Annotated in this window: 22 protein-coding genes and 1 pseudogene; 18 read left to right on the plus strand and 5 right to left on the minus strand. The window is 33.7% G+C overall.

From position 1 onward, the window contains the following. Positions 1–259 precede the first annotated feature (259 nt). From AN960_RS03710 to AN960_RS03720, 3 genes and pseudogenes are all read right to left on the minus strand, one after another. The gene (locus tag AN960_RS03710) at positions 260–1,723 is read right to left on the minus strand and encodes a flavin monoamine oxidase family protein (protein ID WP_353611571.1); all 1,464 of its coding nucleotides are present in this window, start codon (positions 1,721–1,723) and stop codon (positions 260–262) included. A 195-nt stretch (positions 1,724–1,918) separates the two neighbouring features. Beyond that, positions 1,919–2,392, minus strand: coding sequence for a hypothetical protein (locus AN960_RS03715; protein ID WP_056467067.1), 474 nt, complete (start codon positions 2,390–2,392; stop codon positions 1,919–1,921). Positions 2,393–2,432: 40 nt separating this feature from the next. Continuing rightward, positions 2,433–2,881 (minus strand): annotated as a pseudogene (locus AN960_RS03720) (SMI1/KNR4 family protein). 409 nt (positions 2,882–3,290) lie between these two features. On the opposite strand from AN960_RS03720, the gene AN960_RS03725 reads away from it, so the two are divergent. Beyond that, positions 3,291–4,319: a LysM peptidoglycan-binding domain-containing protein gene (locus tag AN960_RS03725; RefSeq protein ID WP_056467070.1), complete on the plus strand. Its 1,029-nt coding sequence runs from the start codon at positions 3,291–3,293 to the stop codon at positions 4,317–4,319. 62 nt (positions 4,320–4,381) lie between these two features. Here the strand turns inward: AN960_RS03725 and AN960_RS03730 are convergent, their stop codons facing one another. Continuing rightward, positions 4,382–5,845 carry a L,D-transpeptidase family protein gene (locus AN960_RS03730; protein WP_502692493.1) on the minus strand — a complete coding sequence of 488 codons (1,464 nt, stop codon included), beginning with the start codon at positions 5,843–5,845 and terminating at the stop codon, positions 4,382–4,384. Between the two features lie 459 nt (positions 5,846–6,304). Here AN960_RS03730 and AN960_RS03735 point away from each other — a divergent pair, with 459 nt between their 5' ends. From AN960_RS03735 to moaC, 12 genes are all read left to right on the plus strand, one after another. Then, positions 6,305–7,303, plus strand: a complete 999-nt coding sequence (locus tag AN960_RS03735; protein ID WP_056467076.1) for an NAD(P)H-dependent flavin oxidoreductase — start codon at positions 6,305–6,307, stop codon at positions 7,301–7,303. Between the two features lie 269 nt (positions 7,304–7,572). Further along, positions 7,573–10,500: a formate dehydrogenase subunit alpha gene (fdhF, locus tag AN960_RS03740; RefSeq protein ID WP_172795389.1), complete on the plus strand. Its 2,928-nt coding sequence runs from the start codon at positions 7,573–7,575 to the stop codon at positions 10,498–10,500. A gap of 12 nt (positions 10,501–10,512) precedes the next feature. Next, positions 10,513–10,992, plus strand: a complete 480-nt coding sequence (locus AN960_RS03745) for a helical membrane plugin domain-containing protein (RefSeq protein WP_056467082.1) — start codon at positions 10,513–10,515, stop codon at positions 10,990–10,992. Positions 10,993–11,146: 154 nt separating this feature from the next. Next, positions 11,147–11,938 carry a formate dehydrogenase accessory sulfurtransferase FdhD gene (fdhD, locus tag AN960_RS03750; protein WP_056467124.1) on the plus strand — a complete coding sequence of 264 codons (792 nt, stop codon included), beginning with the start codon at positions 11,147–11,149 and terminating at the stop codon, positions 11,936–11,938. A gap of 49 nt (positions 11,939–11,987) precedes the next feature. Beyond that, entirely contained in the window at positions 11,988–13,013 is a 1,026-nt protein-coding gene (gene moaA, locus AN960_RS03755; RefSeq protein ID WP_056467085.1) for a GTP 3',8-cyclase MoaA, read from the plus strand. A gap of 261 nt (positions 13,014–13,274) precedes the next feature. Further along, complete coding sequence (locus tag AN960_RS03760) at positions 13,275–14,291, plus strand: molybdopterin-synthase adenylyltransferase MoeB (protein WP_056467088.1); 1,017 nt, start codon at positions 13,275–13,277, stop codon at positions 14,289–14,291. A 19-nt stretch (positions 14,292–14,310) separates the two neighbouring features. Further along, positions 14,311–15,600 (plus strand): molybdopterin molybdotransferase MoeA, encoded by a 1,290-nt coding sequence (locus tag AN960_RS03765; RefSeq protein ID WP_056467091.1) that lies wholly within the window; start codon positions 14,311–14,313, stop codon positions 15,598–15,600. Between the two features lie 43 nt (positions 15,601–15,643). Further along, complete coding sequence (locus AN960_RS03770) at positions 15,644–16,114, plus strand: molybdenum cofactor biosynthesis protein MoaE (protein WP_056467094.1); 471 nt, start codon at positions 15,644–15,646, stop codon at positions 16,112–16,114. Further along, a complete protein-coding gene (gene moaD / locus AN960_RS03775) occupies positions 16,111–16,347 on the plus strand; it encodes a molybdopterin converting factor subunit 1 (protein WP_056467097.1) in 237 nt (78 codons plus the stop codon). The genes AN960_RS03770 and moaD overlap by 4 nt, the downstream gene beginning before the upstream one ends. A gap of 33 nt (positions 16,348–16,380) precedes the next feature. Beyond that, positions 16,381–16,875: a MogA/MoaB family molybdenum cofactor biosynthesis protein gene (locus AN960_RS03780; RefSeq protein ID WP_056467099.1), complete on the plus strand. Its 495-nt coding sequence runs from the start codon at positions 16,381–16,383 to the stop codon at positions 16,873–16,875. Further along, a complete protein-coding gene (locus AN960_RS03785) occupies positions 16,872–17,441 on the plus strand; it encodes a molybdenum cofactor guanylyltransferase (protein ID WP_056467102.1) in 570 nt (189 codons plus the stop codon). The genes AN960_RS03780 and AN960_RS03785 overlap by 4 nt, the downstream gene beginning before the upstream one ends. A 35-nt stretch (positions 17,442–17,476) precedes the next feature. Continuing rightward, the gene (gene moaC, locus AN960_RS03790) at positions 17,477–17,959 is read left to right on the plus strand and encodes a cyclic pyranopterin monophosphate synthase MoaC (protein WP_056467105.1); all 483 of its coding nucleotides are present in this window, start codon (positions 17,477–17,479) and stop codon (positions 17,957–17,959) included. Between the two features lie 40 nt (positions 17,960–17,999). On the opposite strand, the gene AN960_RS03795 is transcribed toward moaC, so the two are convergent. Further along, positions 18,000–18,356 carry a Na-translocating system protein MpsC family protein gene (locus tag AN960_RS03795; protein WP_056467108.1) on the minus strand — a complete coding sequence of 119 codons (357 nt, stop codon included), beginning with the start codon at positions 18,354–18,356 and terminating at the stop codon, positions 18,000–18,002. Between the two features lie 262 nt (positions 18,357–18,618). Here AN960_RS03795 and mobB point away from each other — a divergent pair, with 262 nt between their 5' ends. The 5 genes from mobB to AN960_RS03815 all read left to right on the plus strand — a co-directional run bounded on the left by mobB (position 18,619) and on the right by AN960_RS03815 (position 21,568). Next, complete coding sequence (gene mobB / locus AN960_RS03800) at positions 18,619–19,152, plus strand: molybdopterin-guanine dinucleotide biosynthesis protein B (RefSeq protein ID WP_056467111.1); 534 nt, start codon at positions 18,619–18,621, stop codon at positions 19,150–19,152. Positions 19,153–19,195: 43 nt separating this feature from the next. Further along, entirely contained in the window at positions 19,196–19,852 is a 657-nt protein-coding gene (gene modB, locus AN960_RS03805; protein ID WP_056467114.1) for a molybdate ABC transporter permease subunit, read from the plus strand. 139 nt (positions 19,853–19,991) lie between these two features. Beyond that, positions 19,992–20,639 carry an MOSC domain-containing protein gene (locus AN960_RS03810; protein ID WP_056467117.1) on the plus strand — a complete coding sequence of 216 codons (648 nt, stop codon included), beginning with the start codon at positions 19,992–19,994 and terminating at the stop codon, positions 20,637–20,639. Between the two features lie 300 nt (positions 20,640–20,939). Further along, positions 20,940–21,089, plus strand: coding sequence for a hypothetical protein (locus tag AN960_RS24330; RefSeq protein ID WP_156339613.1), 150 nt, complete (start codon positions 20,940–20,942; stop codon positions 21,087–21,089). 236 nt (positions 21,090–21,325) lie between these two features. Then, on the plus strand, positions 21,326–21,568 hold the full coding sequence (locus AN960_RS03815) for a hypothetical protein (RefSeq protein ID WP_056467121.1): 243 nt from the start codon (positions 21,326–21,328) through the stop codon (positions 21,566–21,568). Positions 21,569–21,732 lie beyond the last annotated feature (164 nt).

Below are 21,732 nucleotides of genomic sequence, written 5' to 3' on the forward strand. Positions count from 1 at the left end.
CTAGGAGAAGATTACTTTGATAAGCAAAGACAAGAATCTATTGTCCGCCATTCTGTACGAAGACTAGAAAACTTAGGTTACACAGTGAATATAACAGAAGCCTCCTAGTCTATTAGATCAGTCCATATATCACCTAATAATGAGTAGCTACACTTTTTTAAAAAACGAATGAGCTGCTTCTATTTAGTGTTGCCTTTTTACTCATTTTTCAGAAGTTTATTTTCATGGTAGTTGAATAAGGTATTCCATAATATTTAATTTATCTACTATTAACTTCATAAGCTGTTCTAATTCCAGCTTCAATCGCACCTTGCATCCAACCTGGTGTAGTAGACGAGTGTGATCCTGCGAAATGAATTCTCCCTTCTGGAGTACTAATATATTGACCCAATTCTTTTACCTGGTCGGGTTTAAACATGACAAAAGCTCCACCAAAATAAGGAAAATCAGACCAATTATGAGAATATCCTATTAAAAACTCCGAAAACACTTCATTTCCAAATATATACGAAAGATCATTCAAAGCAATTTTTATACGTTCTTGTTGTGTCATATTATCCCAGATACTAGAATCATCTTCCCATGTGTAACTAGCTAACATAATCCCCGTACTGACCGACGACCCTTGACCATGACTAGGAAAATATGAAAACTTGATTGGTAAATCAGTCGTTATTTTCCCGCCATATAATCCATATTTTTCCCAAAATCTCGTTTTAAATTGAAGACCTATTTTAGTTGAATTAGCATAATGTATCTTTCTAATAACTTTTCTCTTTTCATATGAAATAGACTCAAACGGAAGTAAATCTACAAAATTCAATAATGAAAAAGGAATTGTTGAAATAACAAAATCGCTAGACAATTGATGCTCAGTACTAAGTATTTGATTTTCTGTATAGATTGTTACACTTGATTCTTGTTGTATAATTTTTTTTACTCTTTGATTAGAAACAATGTCATCTTTAAGCTGTGGTAAAAATCCATTAATAAGATGATCTGTTCCCCCTGTAATTTCATAAAGTTTTAGATCCTTTGTTAGGAGTACTAAAACTTCTCTTAATATTGCAGTAAATGCAAGTTCAGAAAATCCTTCTAATCCAACAAAAGCTTCTACCAAATTGATTGCTTCAGTTGATAGTGATACGCCAACAGGGTTATATTTTAAAAAGTTTGCCATCGAATAATGATCATACAATTTAATAACGATATCCCAGTTCTTCTCAGGATCTTGGTTAATAAAATCAATAACTGGTCCAACAGCTAATAAGAGTAATTCTGTTGCAGTTTTTCCTTGTTCACTTGAGGTTAGTTTAAAGTTTAATTGGTCTGGATTTGCTTCATAATTTTTTTGGTTTGTTAATACATTATTGATGAAAATCAGATCATTAGGAGTACTATTAATAAATTCATTTACTTGTAAATTGAATTTTTTTATATATTCAATAACTAAATAATGAAAAGAAGGTATACGCATTGCACCGAGGTCTATATATTGATTATTAATAAAAGGTTCCCTTTTGGTGTAAATTCTCCCCCCTATTCTGTTATTAGCTTCAATAATGGTAACCTGATGTCCAGCTTCTTTTAAAAGTGATGCAGCAACTAAACCAGAAATTCCTGCACCTATAATGGTTACATGCTTTGGAGAGTTCTTTTTTTCTAATCCATTTTGAATAATGGAAATCATTTGATCCATTGAAAGCAGTAGTTTTTGAATCAAAGCTATCACCCCTTCTTGCTCTTGAATATGTCTCATTAGAATGATATTCGTTTACAAGTTGAAGTAGAATTTCCAAAAAGTTTTTATAAAATGATTCAAGATATAATTAAATTCTTGTTCAACTATACTGCCATTTACTTGAATAAGAAAAAAGCCACCGAAGCAGCTTGAGGTTGTTCATTTAATGCAAGTTAGTTAAGCTATTCTAATTACTCGCTCAAAAGAAACGCCTAGATAACGATATTTTATAGTAATTCTATTTATTTTTTTATTATGTAATATGCTGAGCTCGTATACTTTATCTTTTGCTGATGCCGTACCTTGATATTGCTTCTTAATCAAATTTTTAGGTGATATATCTGGTTTTAATACGATTGATTGAACTTTAGTATGTTGTTTTTCAAAATCAAATACCTTGGAGCTATCATACTCTTGAAATCCAACTCCAACTCGAATCTTTGTTCTTTTAGGAACTTCTTCATTATTTATCAATATTTTATTTAGATGAATATCACTTAAACCTATATTACCAATTTCGATCGCTATTTCTTTTCCATTATCACTCGGAACGATTCTACCCGTTTCAATTGGCGATTTTTGTTTTATTAAAACAACGTATGCAACCACTAGTATTATTAAAAGTAATACACTAACAATAATTCTCTTCAAAGCAACTATTCCTTTCACAGGTCTTTCTATTAATTAAGAATTAAATACTAATTGAACCATCACTCCACCAAATAAAAAACTCCTCTAATGATGGTGCAATCCGTGTTCGTCTATCGTCTTCATGATTCCATACATAGATATCATCTTTTTGTATGTGATCGTTAATGATTAAAAATCCAAAAAATCACCATTTCCAGCGTCCGCGAAAAATAATAAAATATCGAAATTCATGTAACAATCTTTATAAACTTCTAGTGTTCTTCGCTCAATATTTTCTTCTATTATGTCATTCAAAGGCCAAAATCTAACGCCTCCACAATCGAATCCATTTGTTTCTTTTAAAATATTAGCTAATTCATTTGTAATTTCCAGATTAAACTTTTCGTTAATTTCTTCTAACTGTTCCTGAGTCGCTAGTTCATTAAACAACGAATCTTCTGAGGTTTTATTAATTAAGCTTTTACACATGTTAGTAATCCTTTCTAACATCAAATAAATAGATATATCTGAATTATTATAACATTTAATATGCAACTAACAGGCCATTGACTTGAATAAAAAAGTCAACAATCTACTCAAACAGAGCCTTTAGAAAAAAACACATTGTAGAAATTGTTTATCTATTGTAATTTATGTAATTTCCTTTCTCAGATTTTGAAATAGTCATTACAAATAAGAGGAAGGGCTAAATGCCTAGTAATATGGGCAATTTACTTTGATAAGAGTTGGAGAAAAATCCCTTTTTTTTGGTATTTGCTCAGTAATTTTAGTTAAATACCTGTAATAAACATGCGATGAAAGGAAATGATTTAACATCTCCTTGTTACTTTTTTTGAGGAAAATCTATGTTACGATTAGTGAAAATTAGCAAATAAAGGAACCTGGAGGGGAAAAAGAAATGATTAACAAAGTTAAAGTTACAACCATTTTAGCAGCTGCTGCACTCTCAGTATCTGTAAGTGCTAATGTACAAGCTGCTACTGTCACAGTAAAAAAAGGTGATAATCTATGGGATCTATCACGGGCAAAAAATACAACCGTTGAAAATACTAAAATGTTAAACGGGCTAAATGGAGACTTAATTCATCCTGGTGATAAACTAATCATTACACCAGAAAAACATTATGAAGTTATAAAAGGTGATACATTATGGGATATTGCACAAAATCATGATGTAACAGTATCGCAAATTCAAGAATGGAACAATATACATACGGATCTAATTCAACCTGGATTAAACCTGAAAATTTTTGAAGGCGTAAAAAATATAGCTCATTCAGAAATGAAAAATACAAATCTAGCAACAAATTCTAAAACTACTTCAACAGTGAAGTCAGTACAAGAATCTCCAAAAGCTGCAGCTTCATCAAGAGAAGATGTTCCTAAAACAAAGGAAATTGTACCATCAACAAAAGAAAGCGCAGCAATAACAAAAGAGAGTGTACCAGCAGCAAAAGAAAGTGCACCAGCAACAAAAGAGAGTGTACCAACAACAAAAGAAAGTGCACCAGTAACAAAAGAGAGTGTACCAGCAACAAAGGAAAGTACACCAGTAACAAAGGAAAGTGAACCAGCAACAAAAGAAGATGCATCAACATCAAAAGAGAGTGCATCTAAAACAAATGATTCAGCTGGTTTAAAAGTAATAACAATGGAAGCATCTGCTTATACAGCTTCTTGTAAAGGTTGTACTGGTATTACTGCTACTGGAATCAACTTAAAAGAGAATCCAAATACAAAAGTCATTTCCGTCGATCCAAGTGTAATCCCACTAGGAAGTAAAGTGAATGTAGAAGGTTATGGTGTAGCAATTGCCGGAGATACTGGTGGAGCTATCAAGGGAAATCGAATCGATGTATTTATACCAAATAAACAGGATGCGATTAAGTTTGGTAGAAAACAAGTAAAAGTAACGATATTAAACTAATAAAAAAAACACTGAAACGATAAAAGTAAGAGGTTTCAGTGTTTTTATTTTGCTATTCGAGTTTAGTAGATAACTACCGGTTCATATGTGCTTAGATTATCATAGACTGTTTTCATTAGACTAGGTGGAGTGTTGACGCAACCACCGGATCCTGCAGCTAGATAGGCATTGCTTGACCAGTTACTTCGCCAGCTAGCATCGTGGAAACCTTGACCACTGTTCGTGAATGGTGCCCAATAATCAACCTTAACTTCATAAGAACCAAGACCTACATGTGATCCCCTAAGGATTGAAGGTGTACGTTTATAAAGGATATACCAAACTCCTTTTGAAGTATCTTCACCGGTGACGTGTTTACCAGTAACGACATTCGTTGTGATAACCAATTTGCCATTTTTATAAAGCCAAATACGCTGTTCTGAAATCGACACTTCAGCATATGTATCGCCAATCCCATTGTTCGTGGTCGTATTATATCCATAACCTTCATTGTTCCAGCCATTTCCGATAATATTAGTAGGAGTGATCGATTTTTCTCCTGTTTCAAAAGCCTGCTGAACTAGTGTTGATTCTTTATCAACATCTAATGCCCAGCCATAGCCTTCTCCTTTAACTGAGATGACAGATCCCGAATGTGTCTTAAATGTAAAATTTTTATTTAATGTAGATTGAGTATTATTTACTTCAGCAATCTTGTTTTTAAGATTACTAGAGTCGATCGTAACTTTCATATCCTTTGACACAGAAGCATTTTGAATTAATTCACTCGCGTTTAAAGAATATACTTTATCTTGAACTTTATACTGAACTGTCCGCCCTAGTAGTTCTTGAAGTTTTTTCTTTTCATTTTTCACAATTTGATTGTCTTCTTTAATTGGTTGTATGTATACAGGTTTTAGACGGATTATACTAGTATACTCTTGTCCCTTATAGTCTTTTAATAGACGATCGACATCATATTGTTCACCACTAATGCTTTTAGAGACAATAATTTTACCTTGTTTCAATTGAACAGTTGCATCTTTTGGAGCTTTTAAGCTCTTATTAAGAGTGAGAAGCTTATCTTCAATCTGTTTATTCATAGTTTGAATTTGATCTTCATCTCGTTTACTCGGCACTAAAGAATAATTTTTTTCTTTTGAAGAAGGAAAAAACGTTCTTTGGTTTTTTACTAATTTTTTAATAGCCGGCAGATCATTTTCCGTAAAGTTCATTTTTGTATCTTTTCCATCCAAGATTTTCTGGTCGCCAACATAAACGATGTTTTTAAGTTCGCTAGTTTTTAATTTTTTTAATGCTTGGTCAGCATTCAGTCCACCTAAATTTATGCCGTTTACTTTAATTTGAGCATTAAAATGGTTAGCCCGATAGCTGAACACAATGATGAGTGTAATAATAATAATGATGCCAATCAAAATGAAATGCCAAGGCAAAGACCGTTTAAATGATCTTCTTTGTTGAATATTATTTCCTTTTACATTTAAAGTACTTTCCAAAACAATTCCTCCCATAACCAAGTAGTCCATCTATCAATGTTTACTGAAATTCAGATTAGAATATTACAATTATATTACATTATTTACTTATATGTGACTATTCTACAATTTTCTCTGGTAGAACTTTGTCACAATTTGTTTTGATGTAGAAATTATTTCCTTTTTTTATTTTGAACATGCTAAGAGAATGTCTTGGACTAAAAAGTGTAAATTTATTATATAATGGTTCACCATAATTCTAATAATATTTTTCTATCTACTATTGAAGTATAAGATTATTAGATTTACGAATCTATTAGTGTATTGAGTTTATAAGACTCTTAAATTATTATTCACTATATTATATTTGTATATCAAGTTTAGTAGCCTGGCTATTAGATATACCTTTCAAAGTAGCATTTTTGAATGAGACAGAGTTGAAAATAATAGTTTACTAATGTATCATTATTAATAATCTGAATATTCCGTAAAGAAAAGAGGGATAAGTAAATGAGTAAACAAATTCCTGAAAAATGGTGGAGTCAACTGAGGGTGCCAGCTATTTCTGCACCTATGTTTTTAGTTTCTGGTCCTGAGCTAGTAGAGGCAGCATGTTTAAATGGTGTAATTGGGTCATTTCCAGCACCGAATGCTCGCCCGATTGAGGTGCTTGATCAATGGATGGGTCAATTAAATGATCACCTTGCTTTGGCGCGCGCAAATGAGCCGGAGCGTAAAATTGCACCATGGGCAATGAATATAGTCGTTCATAGTTCTTATAGTAGATTACAAGAAGAGCTTGAGCTGTTGAAAAAACATAAGCCTGAACTTGTCATTACTTCATTAGGTTCTCCGAAAGTAGTGGTTGATATTGTACATAGTTATGGCGGACTAGTATTCTCAGATGTTAGTGATATGAAGTTTGCTAAAAAAGCTGCAGAGGCTGGTGTAGATGGACTTATTTTAGTTGCATCAGGTGCTGGTGGTCATGCTGGAAATTTAAATGGATTTGCGTTCGTTGATAGTGTTCGTACGTTCTGGGACGGCATTATTGTGTTAGCAGGTGGTATTTCAACTGGTAAAAGTATATTGGCTGCACAAGCTGCGGGTGCTGATTTAGCTTATATGGGAACACGGTTCATTGTTGCGAAGGAAAGCTTAGCAAATGATGAATACCGTCAAATGTTAGTTGATGCAACCCAAGATGATATCGTCCTGACTGATGCATTCTCTGGTGTTAAAGCGAATATGTTAATTCCAAGTATAGTGAAGGCTGGTCTTGATCCTGAAACATTGAAAAAGAAAGATAAAGTCGATTTCGATGGAATGAAAAATGAATCGAATGCAAAGGCTTGGAAAGAAATATGGTCTGCTGGTCATGGTGTTGGGGCAATTACAAAAATCAGTCCAATTGCCGATATTATATATGAACTGGAAGAAGAGTATAGTGCGGCAGTTAATAAACTGAATCAAAATGCTGAGAAATTAAAATCAACGGTAAGTAAATAAATAGTATTGTAAGCGTTTTACTTTCATATCGTGAATCTATTGTTTAATTATCATTTTACGATTATAATAAACTTATTGAGATGGAATCATAGTATGGGGAAATGTTATGACTCTATCAATTTAGTAAACAAAAAATGGATTGGTATGTTAGTACGATTTGCTAATAAACTATTCCACCATGAAGACATTAAACCTATTTATCGGGTATGTGTTATTTCATGGTGGATTTTTTTATGTGAAAAAAGGGGAGGAAAACCGTGAAAAATAACATGGTTACAATCACGATTGACGGGAAAGAAGTAATCGCAGAGCAAGGTTCTACAATCTTACAAATCATTAATCATAATGAAATTAGTCATCCGCAAATTTGTTATGTTCCTGAAGTCGATCCAATTCAAACTTGTGATACTTGTATTGTCGAAATTAATGGAGAGCTAAAACGCTCATGTTCGACTGTTGCAATGAGCGGAATGAATATTCAATTGACTTCACCAAAAGCGAAGGAAGCTCAAACTGAAGCAATGGATCGTTTATTAGAAAATCATTTATTATATTGCACAGTTTGTGATAATAACAATGGAAATTGTAAGTTACATAATACAGTTGAGGAAATGGGGATTGAACACCAAAAGTATCCTTATCAGCCAAAGGTTGCTTCTTGTGAAGTAGACTTAACACATCCATTTTACCGATATGATCCAAATCAATGTATTGCATGTGGACAGTGTGTGGAAGTATGTCAAAATCTTCAAGTAAATGAGACGTTATCGATTGATTGGGAAGCTGAGCGTCCACGTGTCATTTGGGATAAAGGTGTTTCGATTAATGATTCTTCATGTGTAAGTTGTGGACAATGTGTAACAATTTGTCCTTGTAATGCATTAATGGAAAAGTCAATGCTTGGTGAAGCTGGTTTTATGACTGGATTAAATGACGAATTACTTGATCCGATGATCGATTTAGTAAAAAAAGTAGAGCCAGGATATAGTGGTATTTTCGCAGTTTCAGAAGTTGAAGCAGCAATGCGAGAAACACGTACGAAAAAGACAAAAACAGTTTGTACATTCTGTGGTGTTGGTTGTACATTCGAGGTTTGGACGAAGGATCGTAAAATCTTAAAAATTCAACCTAGCTCTGATGCTCCAGTCAATGCAATTTCAACTTGTGTAAAAGGTAAATTTGGTTGGGATTTTGTAAATTCCAAAGAGCGAATTACAAAGCCTTTAATTCGAAAAAATGGCGTATTTGTTGAAGCGAGCTGGAATGAAGCTCTTGATTTAGTTGCAAGTAAACTTGGTTCCATTAAACAAGAATATGGTAAAGGCTCTGTAGGTTTTATTTCATCTTCGAAAATTACGAATGAAGAAAACTATTTAATTCAGAAGTTGGCACGACAAGTATTCGAAACAAATAATGTTGATAATTGCTCACGTTATTGTCAATCACCAGCAACAGATGGATTATTCCGCACAGTTGGTATGGGTGGAGATGCAGGTACAATAAAGGATATCGCAAAAGCTGGACTAGTTATCATCGTCGGTGCGAATCCTGCAGAAGGTCATCCTGTACTAGCGACAAGAGTTAAGCGAGCACATAAACTACATGGACAAAAACTAATTGTTGCTGATCTTCGTAAAAACGAAATGGCAGAACGCTCTGACATCTTTATTAGACCAAAACAAGGTACAGACCAAGTATGGTTGATGGCTGTAACCAAATATATCATTGACCAAGGCTGGCATGACTTAAAATTCATCTATGAGAATGTTCATTTCTTTGAAGATTTTAAAGTGGTTCTTGAGAAATATACGCTTGAATATGCCGAAAGTGTAACTGGAATTTCAAAGGAAACGTTAATTCAAATAGCTGAAATGATTCATGAAGCAGATGGCACTTGTATTTTATGGGGCATGGGCGTGACGCAAAACACTGGTGGCTCTGATACATCTGCTGCGATTTCGAACTTACTGCTTGCAACAGGAAACTATAGACGCCCTGGTGCTGGCGCGTATCCGCTACGAGGTCACAATAATGTACAAGGTGCTTGTGATATGGGTACGCTTCCTGGCTGGCTTCCTGGTTACCAACATGTAACGGATGACATGGCCCGCATGAAGTTTGAACAAGCGTGGGGCGTTGAAATCGGAGGAAAACCTGGTCTAGATAATATCCAAATGCTTCATTCAATCGAAAAAGGCGAAATGAAAGCTATGTACTTAGTTGGTGAAGATATGGCGCTTGTCGATTGTAACGCAAACCATGTAGATGAAGTTTTATCAGATTTGCACTTCTTTGTTGTACAAGATCTCTTCTTCTCAAAAACAGCGCAATATGCAGATGTTATTTTACCTGCTGCACCATCACTAGAAAAAGAAGGAACATTTACAAATACTGAGCGCCGCGTACAAAGATTATATCAAGCATTACCAACTCTTGGTGAATCGAAGGCTGACTGGTGGATTGTCCAAGAAATTGCAAACCGATTAGGTGCAAATTGGAACTATCAACATCCAAGTGAAATATTCGCTGAAATGGCAAGCTTAGCGCCACTATTCTCACAAGCTAGTTACGAAGTGATGGAAGGCTGGGATAGTTTCCTTTGGGGAAGTTTAGACGGAGCAAGTACGCCACTGCTTTATAAGGATGGTTTTAATTTCCCTGATAAAAAAGCGAGATTTGCTTTAGCTGAGTGGATGGAACCTGCCCGGTTTCCTGAAGAGTTTGACCTATTAATTAATAATGGTCGTATGCTTGAACATTTCCATGAAGGGAATATGACGAATAAATCATACGGTATCCAATTAAAAGTACCTGAGATTTTTGTAGAGGTTTCACCAGAGCTTGCGAATGAACGTGGCATTAAAGATGGCTCACTAGTTCGATTAGTATCGCCGTATGGAGCGCTGAAATTACCAGCACTAGTTACGGACCGAGTTCAAAAAAATGAGTTGTTCTTACCGATGAATTCAACAAATAAAGAATCTGCCATCAATTTCTTAACAGGTCCAGCTAAAGATCACCGTACAAATACACCGGCTTATAAACAAACGAAAGTACGGATGGAAGTATTACGTGTAGAAGGTGAAAGTCCGTTGCCAAAATCGAACCCACGTAATAAAAAGCGAAATCCTCAAAATGGAGTTGAGGTTCAGCGTAAATGGGAACGAAAAGGATACGTCCACTTAACGACAAAATAAAGGGTGAAAAAGATGGCACAACCAATCACGACGATTCAAAAATACGAACCAACTAAAGAAGAGCAAAACCAACAGAAACTAGAGGATTTGAAGCTTTTATTAGCAGAAAATGAAGATTCCTTAAATAAAATTTTAAAAATCGTTTCTGAATTAAATGATACTGGTGTCCTTGAAGCTGCAAATTCAATGCTACAATCTAAAGAGAAAATTACAAAAATCGCTTTAGGACAAATGAACCGCGAGCCAGTAACGAATATCATCAATAACATTATGGGAGCTGCTGGAGCACTTTCAAGTGTAGACCCAGAGTTAACTACAAAGCTAATCAATTCCGTAACAAAAGGAATCGATGAAGGAAATAAGCATCTTGAAAAGGATGATAAAGTCGGAATTTTTGATTTAGTAAAAGTTTTAAAAGATCCCGATGTAAATCGTGCCGTTGGTTTTGGTATTAATTTTCTAAAAGGTATGGGAAAAGGTCTAAAAGAATAATAGAAAAAACAATTTGTATTTAATAGAAAAGAGATTAATAATAAGAGATGAACCCTTTAATGAAAAAGCGAATTAAAAGGTTTATCTCTTAATGAATATTTTCCTAAATAAACACGATATGAAAAATAGTTCAGGAAGAAGGGAATCTTTAACGATGCTACCAACTGAAGTGAGAAGAAGAATTCTCCGCTTTGAAAATGGTGAAACAAACTATATTGAAGACAGCGTTGTCACAGAATATCCCGTCACGGTAAAAATCAATGGACAAGAATTTGTTACGATGGTCAGTACTCCAGAATATATCGAGGATATGGTCGTAGGATTTTTAGCATCCGAAGGGGTTATCCGAAAATTCGAGGATATTGAAAACATATGGTTTCAAGAAAAAGAAGGCTTTGTCCATGTGAAAACAAAGAATATTAACCCATATTATAAAGATATTCAGAGTAAAAGATATATTACATCATGCTGTGGAATGAGTAGACAAGGGTTTGTTTTTGTAAATGATGCATTAACTGCAAAAAAAATGAAAGAAGTAAATGTTCAACTATCATTTCAGGATTGTTTTCGATTAATGAATGAAATGCAACAGTCCGCATTTTTATTTCATGAAACAGGCGGAGTGCATAATGCTGCTTTATGTGAAATAAATGGGATTGTTTTGAATAGAATGGATATTGGTAGGCATAATGCATTAGATAAAATTTATGGATATTGTCTTAAAAATAATATTCGTATTTCAGATAAAATAATTGTTTTTAGTGGGCGATTATCTTCTGAAATTTTACTAAAAGTAGCTAAAATTGGTTGTGAAGTCATTCTAACTAAATCAGCTCCAACAGAATTAGCTCTTCAATTAGCTGAAGAATTAGGTATTACGACTGTTGGATTTATTCGAAATCAGTCACTTAATGTATATACTCATTCGAAGCGTATTGTGAAATAGAAACTAAAAACAGATCATTTATGAAATAAAAAGAAGTGAGGCAATGGTTATGAAAAATGTTGCATTGGATAAACATCATCGACCTTTACAGGATTTACGTATATCTGTTACCGATCGCTGCAATTTTCGTTGCCGTTATTGTATGCCGGAAGAAATTTTTGGTCAGGATTATTCTTTTTTATCACAAGATAAAATTCTATCCTTTGATGAAATTGAAAGATTAACGCGTATTTTTGTATCTTTAGGGGTTAGAAAAATTAGAATTACAGGTGGAGAACCTTTATTACGTAAAAATCTACCTAAACTGATTGAACGATTAAATAAAATAGATGGTGTTGAAGATATCGCTTTAACAACAAACGGTACTTTACTTAAAAAGTTTGCTAAAGATATATATGAAGCTGGTTTAAGAAGAGTGACCGTAAGCATAGACTCTTTAAATGAAGAACGATTTTCTTTTATGACTGGTAATCGAGGAAATGTACAGTCTGTGCTTGAAGGGATACAAGCTGCTTCTGACATCGGAATGAAGGTTAAAATCAATATGGTTGTTCAAGAAGGCAAGAATGAACAAGATATTATTCCGATGGCACAATATTTTAAAGAGAAAAAACATATTCTTCGTTTTATTGAGTATATGGATGTTGGAAATTATAACGGCTGGAGGCTCGATGAAGTAGTAGGAAAACAAACAATCATCGATCTGATTAATGAAGTCATGCCTTTAGAATTTACAGAAGCTAATTATGTAGGAGAAGTTGCGAATCGATATCGTTACAAAGATAGTGATGATGAAATTGGCATTATTTCATCAGTGACCGATTCATTTTGTTCGACTTGCACAAGGGCACGTATATCCGCAGAAGGAAAATTATATACATGTTTATTTGCATCGAAAGGTTATGATCTAAAAGAATTGGTAAGGTCTAACCAAGATGATGAACAAATTAAAGAAACGATTCTTTCGATATGGAGTAACCGAACTGATCGGTATTCAGATGAACGATTAAGTAATACGAAAAAAATGAATGATAAATCATCACATAAAATTGAAATGTCACATATAGGTGGTTAATCATTACCAATAATAAAAGGTTTGGAGTTTATGCAAGTTCTGTATAATACACTAACCAAAAATTAGAAAGTGATGATTGGTATCTCTGTTCGTTTAGCAGAGAAATTAAGCAGCATTCAGAACTCCTTATATGATGAGGATTTCTTAATGCTGCTTTATTTATTAGAGAGAAAACAAGAAAAGCAGAAAAATTGGTGAGGATACCCGGAGAAAACTTTTTATCTCTTTCGCTAGGTCCTGCTCTTTAATGGAGGATATCTTATGTCAGAACGTTATTCACGTCAGCAGCTTTTTACCCCGATTGGTGAAAATGGACAAGAATTAATTAGAAAGAAACATGTTTTAATTGTTGGAGCAGGTGCGTTAGGAAGTGCGAGCGCGGAGGCACTTGTTAGAGCTGGAATCGGAAAGTTAACTTTAATTGACCGAGATTATGTTGAAATGAGTAACCTGCAAAGGCAACAGCTTTATACCGAAGAAGATGCATTTGAGAAATTGCCGAAAGTAATTGCCGCTAAAGAGCGTCTCCAAAAAATAAATTCAGATGTAAGCATCAATGCGCTAGTAATGGATGCAAGTGCAGATAATATGGAAGTCCATTTGAAGGACACTGATGTTATGATTGATGCAACAGATAATTTTGATATTCGTTTTATCATAAATGATTTATCACAGAAATATGAAATTCCGTGGGTTTATGGCTCTTGTGTTGGGAGCTTTGGTATGTGTTGTACGATTCTACCTAGTAAAACGCCTTGTTTAAACTGTATATTAAAAAGTTTACCAGTACCTGGTGTGACATGTGACACAGCAGGAGTCATTAGTCCTACGGTACAATTAGTGGCGGCATATCAGGTTGCTGAAGTATTAAAACTATTAGTTGAGGACTATTCAGCGGTTAATCCAAAATTCCTTACATTTGATTTATGGAATAATCAACATTTCTCCTTTAAAGTGAACAAACTCAAATCAGATGATTGTCCTTCATGTGGAACAAATAGGACGTATCCTTATTTATCCTTTGAAAATCAAACGAAAACAAGTACACTTTGTGGGCGAAATACGGTTCAAATCAGACCTTCAATGACTAAAAATTACGACTTTAATGAACTAGAAAATCAACTAAAACAACATGGGAAAGTTCAACGAAATCCTTATTTGATCTCTTGTCAGATAGAAGATTATCGATTTGTTGTTTTTCAAGACGGTAGGGTTTTTGTTCATGGCACAAATGATATACAGGAAGCTAAAAAACTATATTATCGTTTATTAGGTTAATAGAGAGAGGATGAATAGAATGGTTGAAAAACGAGTACCACTACCAATCGAAGAAGCAGTTCGTAAAGTGATGGATTTTGCCAAACACGGATCACAAGAAATAGTATCAATCGATTTAGCATATGGACGAGTATTAGCCGATGATCTAAAAGCTGATCAGGATATACCTGCTTTTGACCGCTCTCCATATGATGGTTTTGCGATTCGGGCTGAAGATACTATTCTTACAAGCAATGAAAATCCAACAATCTTTGAAGTAGTTGGAGAAATCGGAGCTGGTTCAGTTTTTCCAAATGAAGTAGCGCCATTGCAGGCCGTTCGTATTATGACAGGAGCACAAATACCTCAAGGTTGTTCAGCCGTTGTCATGCTTGAATTAGCGAAAGAGATTAAAACGGAAGGTAAAACCTTTATTGAAATTAAACGTTCCTATCAAAAAGGCGATAATATTTCATTCCAAGGGGAAGAAACGCATAAAGATGATATTCTTGTCAAAAAGGGAACTGAAATCAACCCAGGAGTGATTGCATTACTTGCTACATTTGGATATAGTCAAGTTCCGGTAGCGAAAAAGCCAGTTATCGGAGTCATTGCGACAGGAAGTGAGCTTTTAGAGGTCGATGAACCGCTCGAACCTGGGAAAATTCGCAATAGTAACTCTTATATGGTTCTCGCTCAAATTCATAAAGCAGGTGCAATCCCTAAATATTTAGGGAAGTTTAGCGATGATTTAGATACTTGTTTTTCAGAAGTTCAAAATGCCTTAGAGCAAGTGGATATTCTAATTACTACCGGTGGTGTATCTGTTGGTGATTATGACTATTTACCAGATATTTACGCAAGATTAGGAGCTACGGTATTATTTAATAAAATTGCAATGCGTCCAGGAAGTGTAACAACAGTAGCGCATTTTGAAAATAAATTATTATTTGGTTTATCTGGTAATCCATCCGCTTGTTTTGTTGGATTTGAGCTATTTGTCAGACCGATTATTCAAACTTGTTTATTTAACGAAAGACCACATTTAAAAAGAGTAAGTGCAATTTTAGGAGAAAACTTTCCAAAACCAAATCCATTTACAAGATTTGTAAGAGGTAAAATTGTTTATCATGAAGGTCAATTAACAGCAATTCCAGCAGGTTTTGATAAGTCCAGCGCCGTATCTTCACTAGCTTATACGGATGCTTTTATTGTTTTACCTGGAGGAACTAGAAAATATGAAAAAGGTATGTCGGTCGATTTATTATTATTAGAAGACCATGAAGGAAGTAAATGGCCTTGGTATGATTTCATACCTGCATATAAGTAAATAAATAGAACTCTATTAATTTAAGAAAAGCGAAGTGGTTTACTTGGAACAAACATTATTTCAGATTGTCGATACACCGATTGTTGTAGAGGAAGTTTCAGATAAAGTAAAAAGTAGAAATGCAGGAGCAATTACTGTATTTATTGGTACAGTTCGAGAGTTAACAAAAGGAAAAAAGACTTTGTCGCTAGAGTATCAAGCATATGAATCAATGGCCGTAAAAAAACTTGCCCAAATTGGTGATGAAATCCACGGGAAATGGCCAGAAGCAATTGTTGCGATTACTCATAGAGTAGGTAGATTAGAGATTAGCGATATTGCCGTTGTGATTGCAGTATCTTCTCCGCACCGTAAAGTGGCTTATGAAGCAAATGAATACGCAATCGAACGAATTAAACAAATTGTTCCGATTTGGAAAAAAGAGTTTTGGGAAGATGGTACGATGTGGATCGGTGACCAATTGGAAAATACACCATACCAAGAAGGAAAACCAAGTGTGGAGGAATCAAGATGATTAAAGTTTTATTATTTGCTCATTTACGTGAGAAAGCCGGAACGGATGAATTAACTGTGTCCGATAAAGATGGAATAAACGTAAAAGAGTTAAAAGACTGGCTTATGAGTAACTATGATTTACCACAACTGAATCAGATTATGACTGCTATAAATGAAGAATTTGTAACAGATGAAGAAATTGTAAATGATGGAGATACTGTCGCATTTATTCCACCAGTAAGTGGGGGCTGATGGAATTCATAAAGCTTGAAAGTAGGTAGAATGATGCATAAACATAATGAAAAAGCGATTGTTCACGCAGCGGTTTTAACAGTTAGTGATACTAGAACTGTTGAAAATGACGAGAGCGGTAAACTAATTAAAGCTTTATTAGACGAGCAAAACCATATCGTCCAAGATTATAAAATCATAAAAGATGAAATAGCATTGATCGATTCGATTGTTAGATCATGGAGCGAAGATGAAATGATTCAAGTTATGATCATAACTGGTGGTACTGGTTTTACGAGAAGAGATGTTACATATGAAGCAATTTCAAAAATGCTCGATAAAGAAATGCAAGGATTTGGTGAACTGTTCCGTTCATTAAGTTATACAGAAATCGGTCCAAAGGCTATGTTTAGTAGAGCAATCGCAGGTAGCTTTCATGATAAAGCAATCTACGTAATTCCAGGTTCAAAGAACGCCGTAAATCTAGCAATGACAAAACTAATTTTACCGACATGCCAACATTTTGTTGAAGAATTAAATAGACAATGAATATAGCTGGCGTCGTTTTAGCAGGTGGTAAGTCATCCCGTTATGGTAAACCAAAAATGTTTGAAACGTATAAAGACAAATTATTGTATGAATATAGTGTAGAAGCCTTAAAGGAAAATTCGATTTCACCGATTATCATTTCAACGAACGAAAAACTAGTTCCGTATTTTAATAAAAATGATCTAGACTTTGTCATTGAAGGAGAAGCCAAAGAATACCAAGGACCTCTGTATGCGATGTACAATGCATTTTCCAACATACCGAATAAAGATTGGTACTTTGTCCTAGCCTGTGACACACCTTTCATTAAAGCTGAATTTGTAAAAAATATGATCGAAAGGGCAGCAAATACGAATGTTGATGCTATCGTCCCAATACAATCCGATAAACTTCAACCGTTATTTGCGCTCTATCATCGAAATTGCATCGAAAAAATGAAAGAGATTTTAGATAAAAACAATCGAAAAGTTCAGTTGTTATTCAGGGAAGTGAATGTAATGACTGTCCAATTTTCAAGTGACGATATCATCTTTAAGAATATAAATAGTCCGAATGACTGGATTTAATTGATCAAATTTAAGACTTACCTGGAGGGACACCCATGAGTGAATTTTCACATTGGAATGAAGAAGGAAGACCTAAAATGGTCGATATATCAGAAAAAGAAATTACTACAAGAGTGGCAATTGCGCAAAGTACAATTTCGATTTCAACGGAATTATATGAAGCAATTCAAAATGGATTAATTAAAAAAGGTGATCCACTAAATGTTGCACAAATTGCTGGAATTATGGGAGCTAAAAAAACTTCTGACATTATTCCAATGTGTCACCCAATCGCACTTTCAGGAACTGACTTTACATTCGAATATGTAGAGGCACCTAATGGATATGATTTAATCATACGTGCGACAGTGAAATGTAGTGGGAAAACTGGAGTTGAAATGGAGGCACTTACAGCTGTATGTATCGCTGGCCTTACATTTTACGATATGTGCAAAGCCGTTGATAAAAGTATGGTCATAAAAGAAACGTTTTTAGTTCAAAAACAAGGTGGTAAAAGCGGCGACTTTTTCCATAAATAAGATTGGAACATAAGCTTAATTGATTAGTAGCTTCTACTATCTAATCAATTAAGTTTTCCAATTTTTTATCAAACACAAAAACTGAAATCGCAAGATCCTCTTCAACTTTCATATCCGAGAAAAGATTGATAAACTTAGCATCAACGATTTCTTCTAACTTAACTGGATGATTTTTTGCATAAACGTCTTGAATCATCTTAGTTCTAGCATTATGTACGATATCACGCCCTTCATTAGTTTGAGCGATAAATAGCTCAGTAGGTGTAAGATTTCCATACAAAGTTGAAACAGCCATATTTTCAACAAAAACAGTATGGATTCTTTCAGGGCCTTTACCAAATAATTCTTTACGCAGTTTTCGTATATAGTCATTAAATTCATGGATGACTTTAGACATTACATATACCCCTTAACTTAATTTTCGTTTTTCTTATCATAAAACAATGATCAGAAAATTTAAAGAAAAAAACTTTTAGTGAACATCTTCTAAAGACTTTACTGAATTAAAATTAAAGAAAGTAAAAGTAAACGAAAATAGTCATCTAAATAAACTGCTCCACCATCAATACAAGAATCTATTAAAGTGATTTTTGTATTAATGGTGTTTTTTCAGTAGGCTCCTTATAATAAAGGTATTTAATAAAAAGGAAATGAGAGCGATGAAAAAGAACTATTCCATTTTGCAAATAGTAGGCTTTCAAAATAGTGGGAAAACAACACTTACTGAAAAGCTCATTAAACAGGTCAATCACCAAGGATTATTAGCTGCTACTATAAAACATCATGGTCATGGCGGTCCGCCTGATTTAGAAATAGATCGTAAAGATAGTAGTCGTCACTTGGATGCTGGAGCTATCGTTTCTAGTGTTGAAGGTGATGGGGTCTTGCAATTAAGAACAAATTTTATCAATTGGGATTTAAAGAAAACAATTGAATTATATCGCTTTTTCTCTACTGATATTATTTTAATTGAAGGTTATAAAAGGGAAAGTTATCCAAAAGTAGTATTAATAAGAAGTGAGGATGATCTAAATTTACTCGATTCATTAACGAATATTATTTGTGTGATCAGCCATTTTGAGATTGAAGAGGGTAGATTGAAAGATTATCAATATTTCCATCTTTGTGATGAAGAAAATTATATAGATTTTTTGATGAATGAAATGTCAAAAGGTAATTTCATAGAAGATTAAAAAACAGATGAAAATATGGTTGATTTTGAAATGAGGAGATTAATTGTTAGAAGAGTTTTTAATTCCCCTTAAGATTTCACTTAAAGTTACGATTGTGGCAGGAGTTATCGTTATTATATTAGGAACTATAGCTGGAAGAATTCTCTCTATGAAATCATTTAAAGGTAAAACACTTCTAGAAACAATCTTAATGTTACCTTTAGTTCTTCCTCCTACAGTTGTTGGATTTTTACTATTAGTCATTTTCGGAAGACAAAGCTTTGTTGGAAAAATGATCGAATGGTTATTTAAACAGCCAATTGTTTTTACTTGGTGGGCCGCTGTAATTGCATCAATTGTTGTAGCATTTCCGCTTATGTATCAATCTGCAAAAACTGGATTTCAAAGTGTAGACAATGAGATTGAAGAGGCAGCTCGAGTTTGTGGAGCAAGTGAATGGAATGTTTTTTTCTTGATCTCAATTCCACTTTCATTAAAAGCCATTATGTCAGGAAGTATATTAAGCGTTGCCAGAGTATTAGGTGAGTTCGGTGCTACACTTATGTTTGCAGGAAATATACCAGGAAAAACACAAACCGTCCCGACCGCAATTTATTTAGCAATTGATGCTGGAAATATGAAAATGGCTTGGTTATGGGTGCTTTCAATGGTCTTAATTTCTTTTATTATGCTGTTAGTTGTACAAGTGAAACAAAAATGATTTTTTAGATTTGTATTATCATTAAATAGTATATAATGCTGTATGTAGGGTATTTTACCTTTTTATTCCAAAATTTTAGTATACATAAAATAAAACCCAGTTTTAAAATTAGAAACTTAAAAAAGTGAGGGTGGAAAGTATGGAAAATAAAGTTGAGTTAATTAATCTTGCAGTAGGATTACCGAGTAAAATGGAATACGGCGAAAACAAAGAAATGATAACGGGAATTTGTAAAGAAGGAATAGAAGAAGTTTATTTATCAAAAGAAGGGTTTAAAGGTGATGGCGTAGCTGACTTAAAACATCACGGTGGACCAGATCGAGCTGTATGTGTGTATCCATATGAACACTACGCACTTTGGGAAAAAGAGTTTAATATAAATTTACCACTTTCAGCATTCGGAGAAAATATTACGGTCACAAATATGTTAGAAAAAGACGTATGCATTGGTGATGTCTACCAAATTGGGGATGCAATTATACAAATTACACAAAGTAGAATACCTTGTGACACAATTACAAGGAGAACGAATGTAGCACTTAAGAGAATCGTAGAAACTGGTTTTACAGGCTACCTATGTCGTGTATTAAAAGAGGGAACAATCAGAAAAGATTCGAAAATAGAATTAATCGAAACTCAAAAAAATGAAGTTTCGGTTCTTTATTGCAACGAGATTTATTTCCAGAATCCAAAAAACGTTGAAGGAATAAAAGCGATATTGGAAGTTCCTGAGTTAGCTGAGGATTGGAGAAATCGATTAAATAAGCGTTTGGAGAGTTTAGTTTAATATTTTATTATAATTGGAAGTCGCTTGAGTTGGAGCGGCTTCTTTTTATGTTAAAATGCTTTTTTAAATTATGCTCTGTTAAAGTAGATTGTTGATTTTCTTATTCAACTAACTGGCAGATTAGTTGAATAAGAATTGCATTGTTTGTATCTAGAATGAATTTAATTCCAGTGGTAAAATTAACATATAATGGAAATTATTTCAGAGGTGAATGTGATGTTAAATGTTTTAAAGACCTTGATTTTGATTAATCGTAGTCAAACTACTACAAATAAACCCTCAATTTAAAGGAGACTGTTCATGACAAAAGGAGATAAACAAAGGGAAATTCAATCAAAATATAGAAGAATTATGCGTGAAAAGAAAGAAGTACCTGAAAAAAAAGGAATTTTCTTTATCATCCTACTGATGGTTTTACTTATTTGTAACTTACTATTCAAAGGTTTTTAAAATTGTTATATCAAGTGTAAAATGTGAATGCTTATTCAACTAAAGCAGTTCATTAGTTGAACAACCCAAAGCTGCTTCTGTGGCTTTTTTCTTATTCAAGTAAATGGCAGATTAATTCAATAAGGAATTTGCAAACATATAGTTAAAAATGGAAAAATATGTTAATGTTAGTAGTATCATCTTAGGAAAATCTTATTAGTGAATATAATAAATTGAGTAACTAAGGGAGAATAAAAATGAAAAAAATTCTTTTGTTTTCAGTAAGTTTTATCCTATTATTTGTTGCTTTAAATGTATTCTTAGGTATGCTTTTAACGGTATTTTATAAGCCTGATATAGCTAATCAATGGAGTGATATTTCAAAATTGCCACATGAGGTTGTTTTTGTGGAAAGTTCTTCTGTATCTCCATTCATTATTACAATGTTATCAGTTATTATCGCATTTGTTATACAAAACCGTTTTGCTAAAGCTAATTAAAATATAATTGAATTAACTAACTAACTAATGCAATAGTTGAAGATCAAGCTGCAAATTTGTGGCTTTTTTTATTGAAGTAAATGGCATTTTAGTTGAACAAGGGAATTAATAATTTATTGTCGAATAATAGTAAGTTAAATATAGATTTTTAGAATATTGAATAT

The organism is Bacillus sp. FJAT-25509 (assembly GCF_001420605.1).
Lineage (GTDB): Bacteria > Bacillota > Bacilli > Bacillales > Bacillaceae_G > Gottfriedia.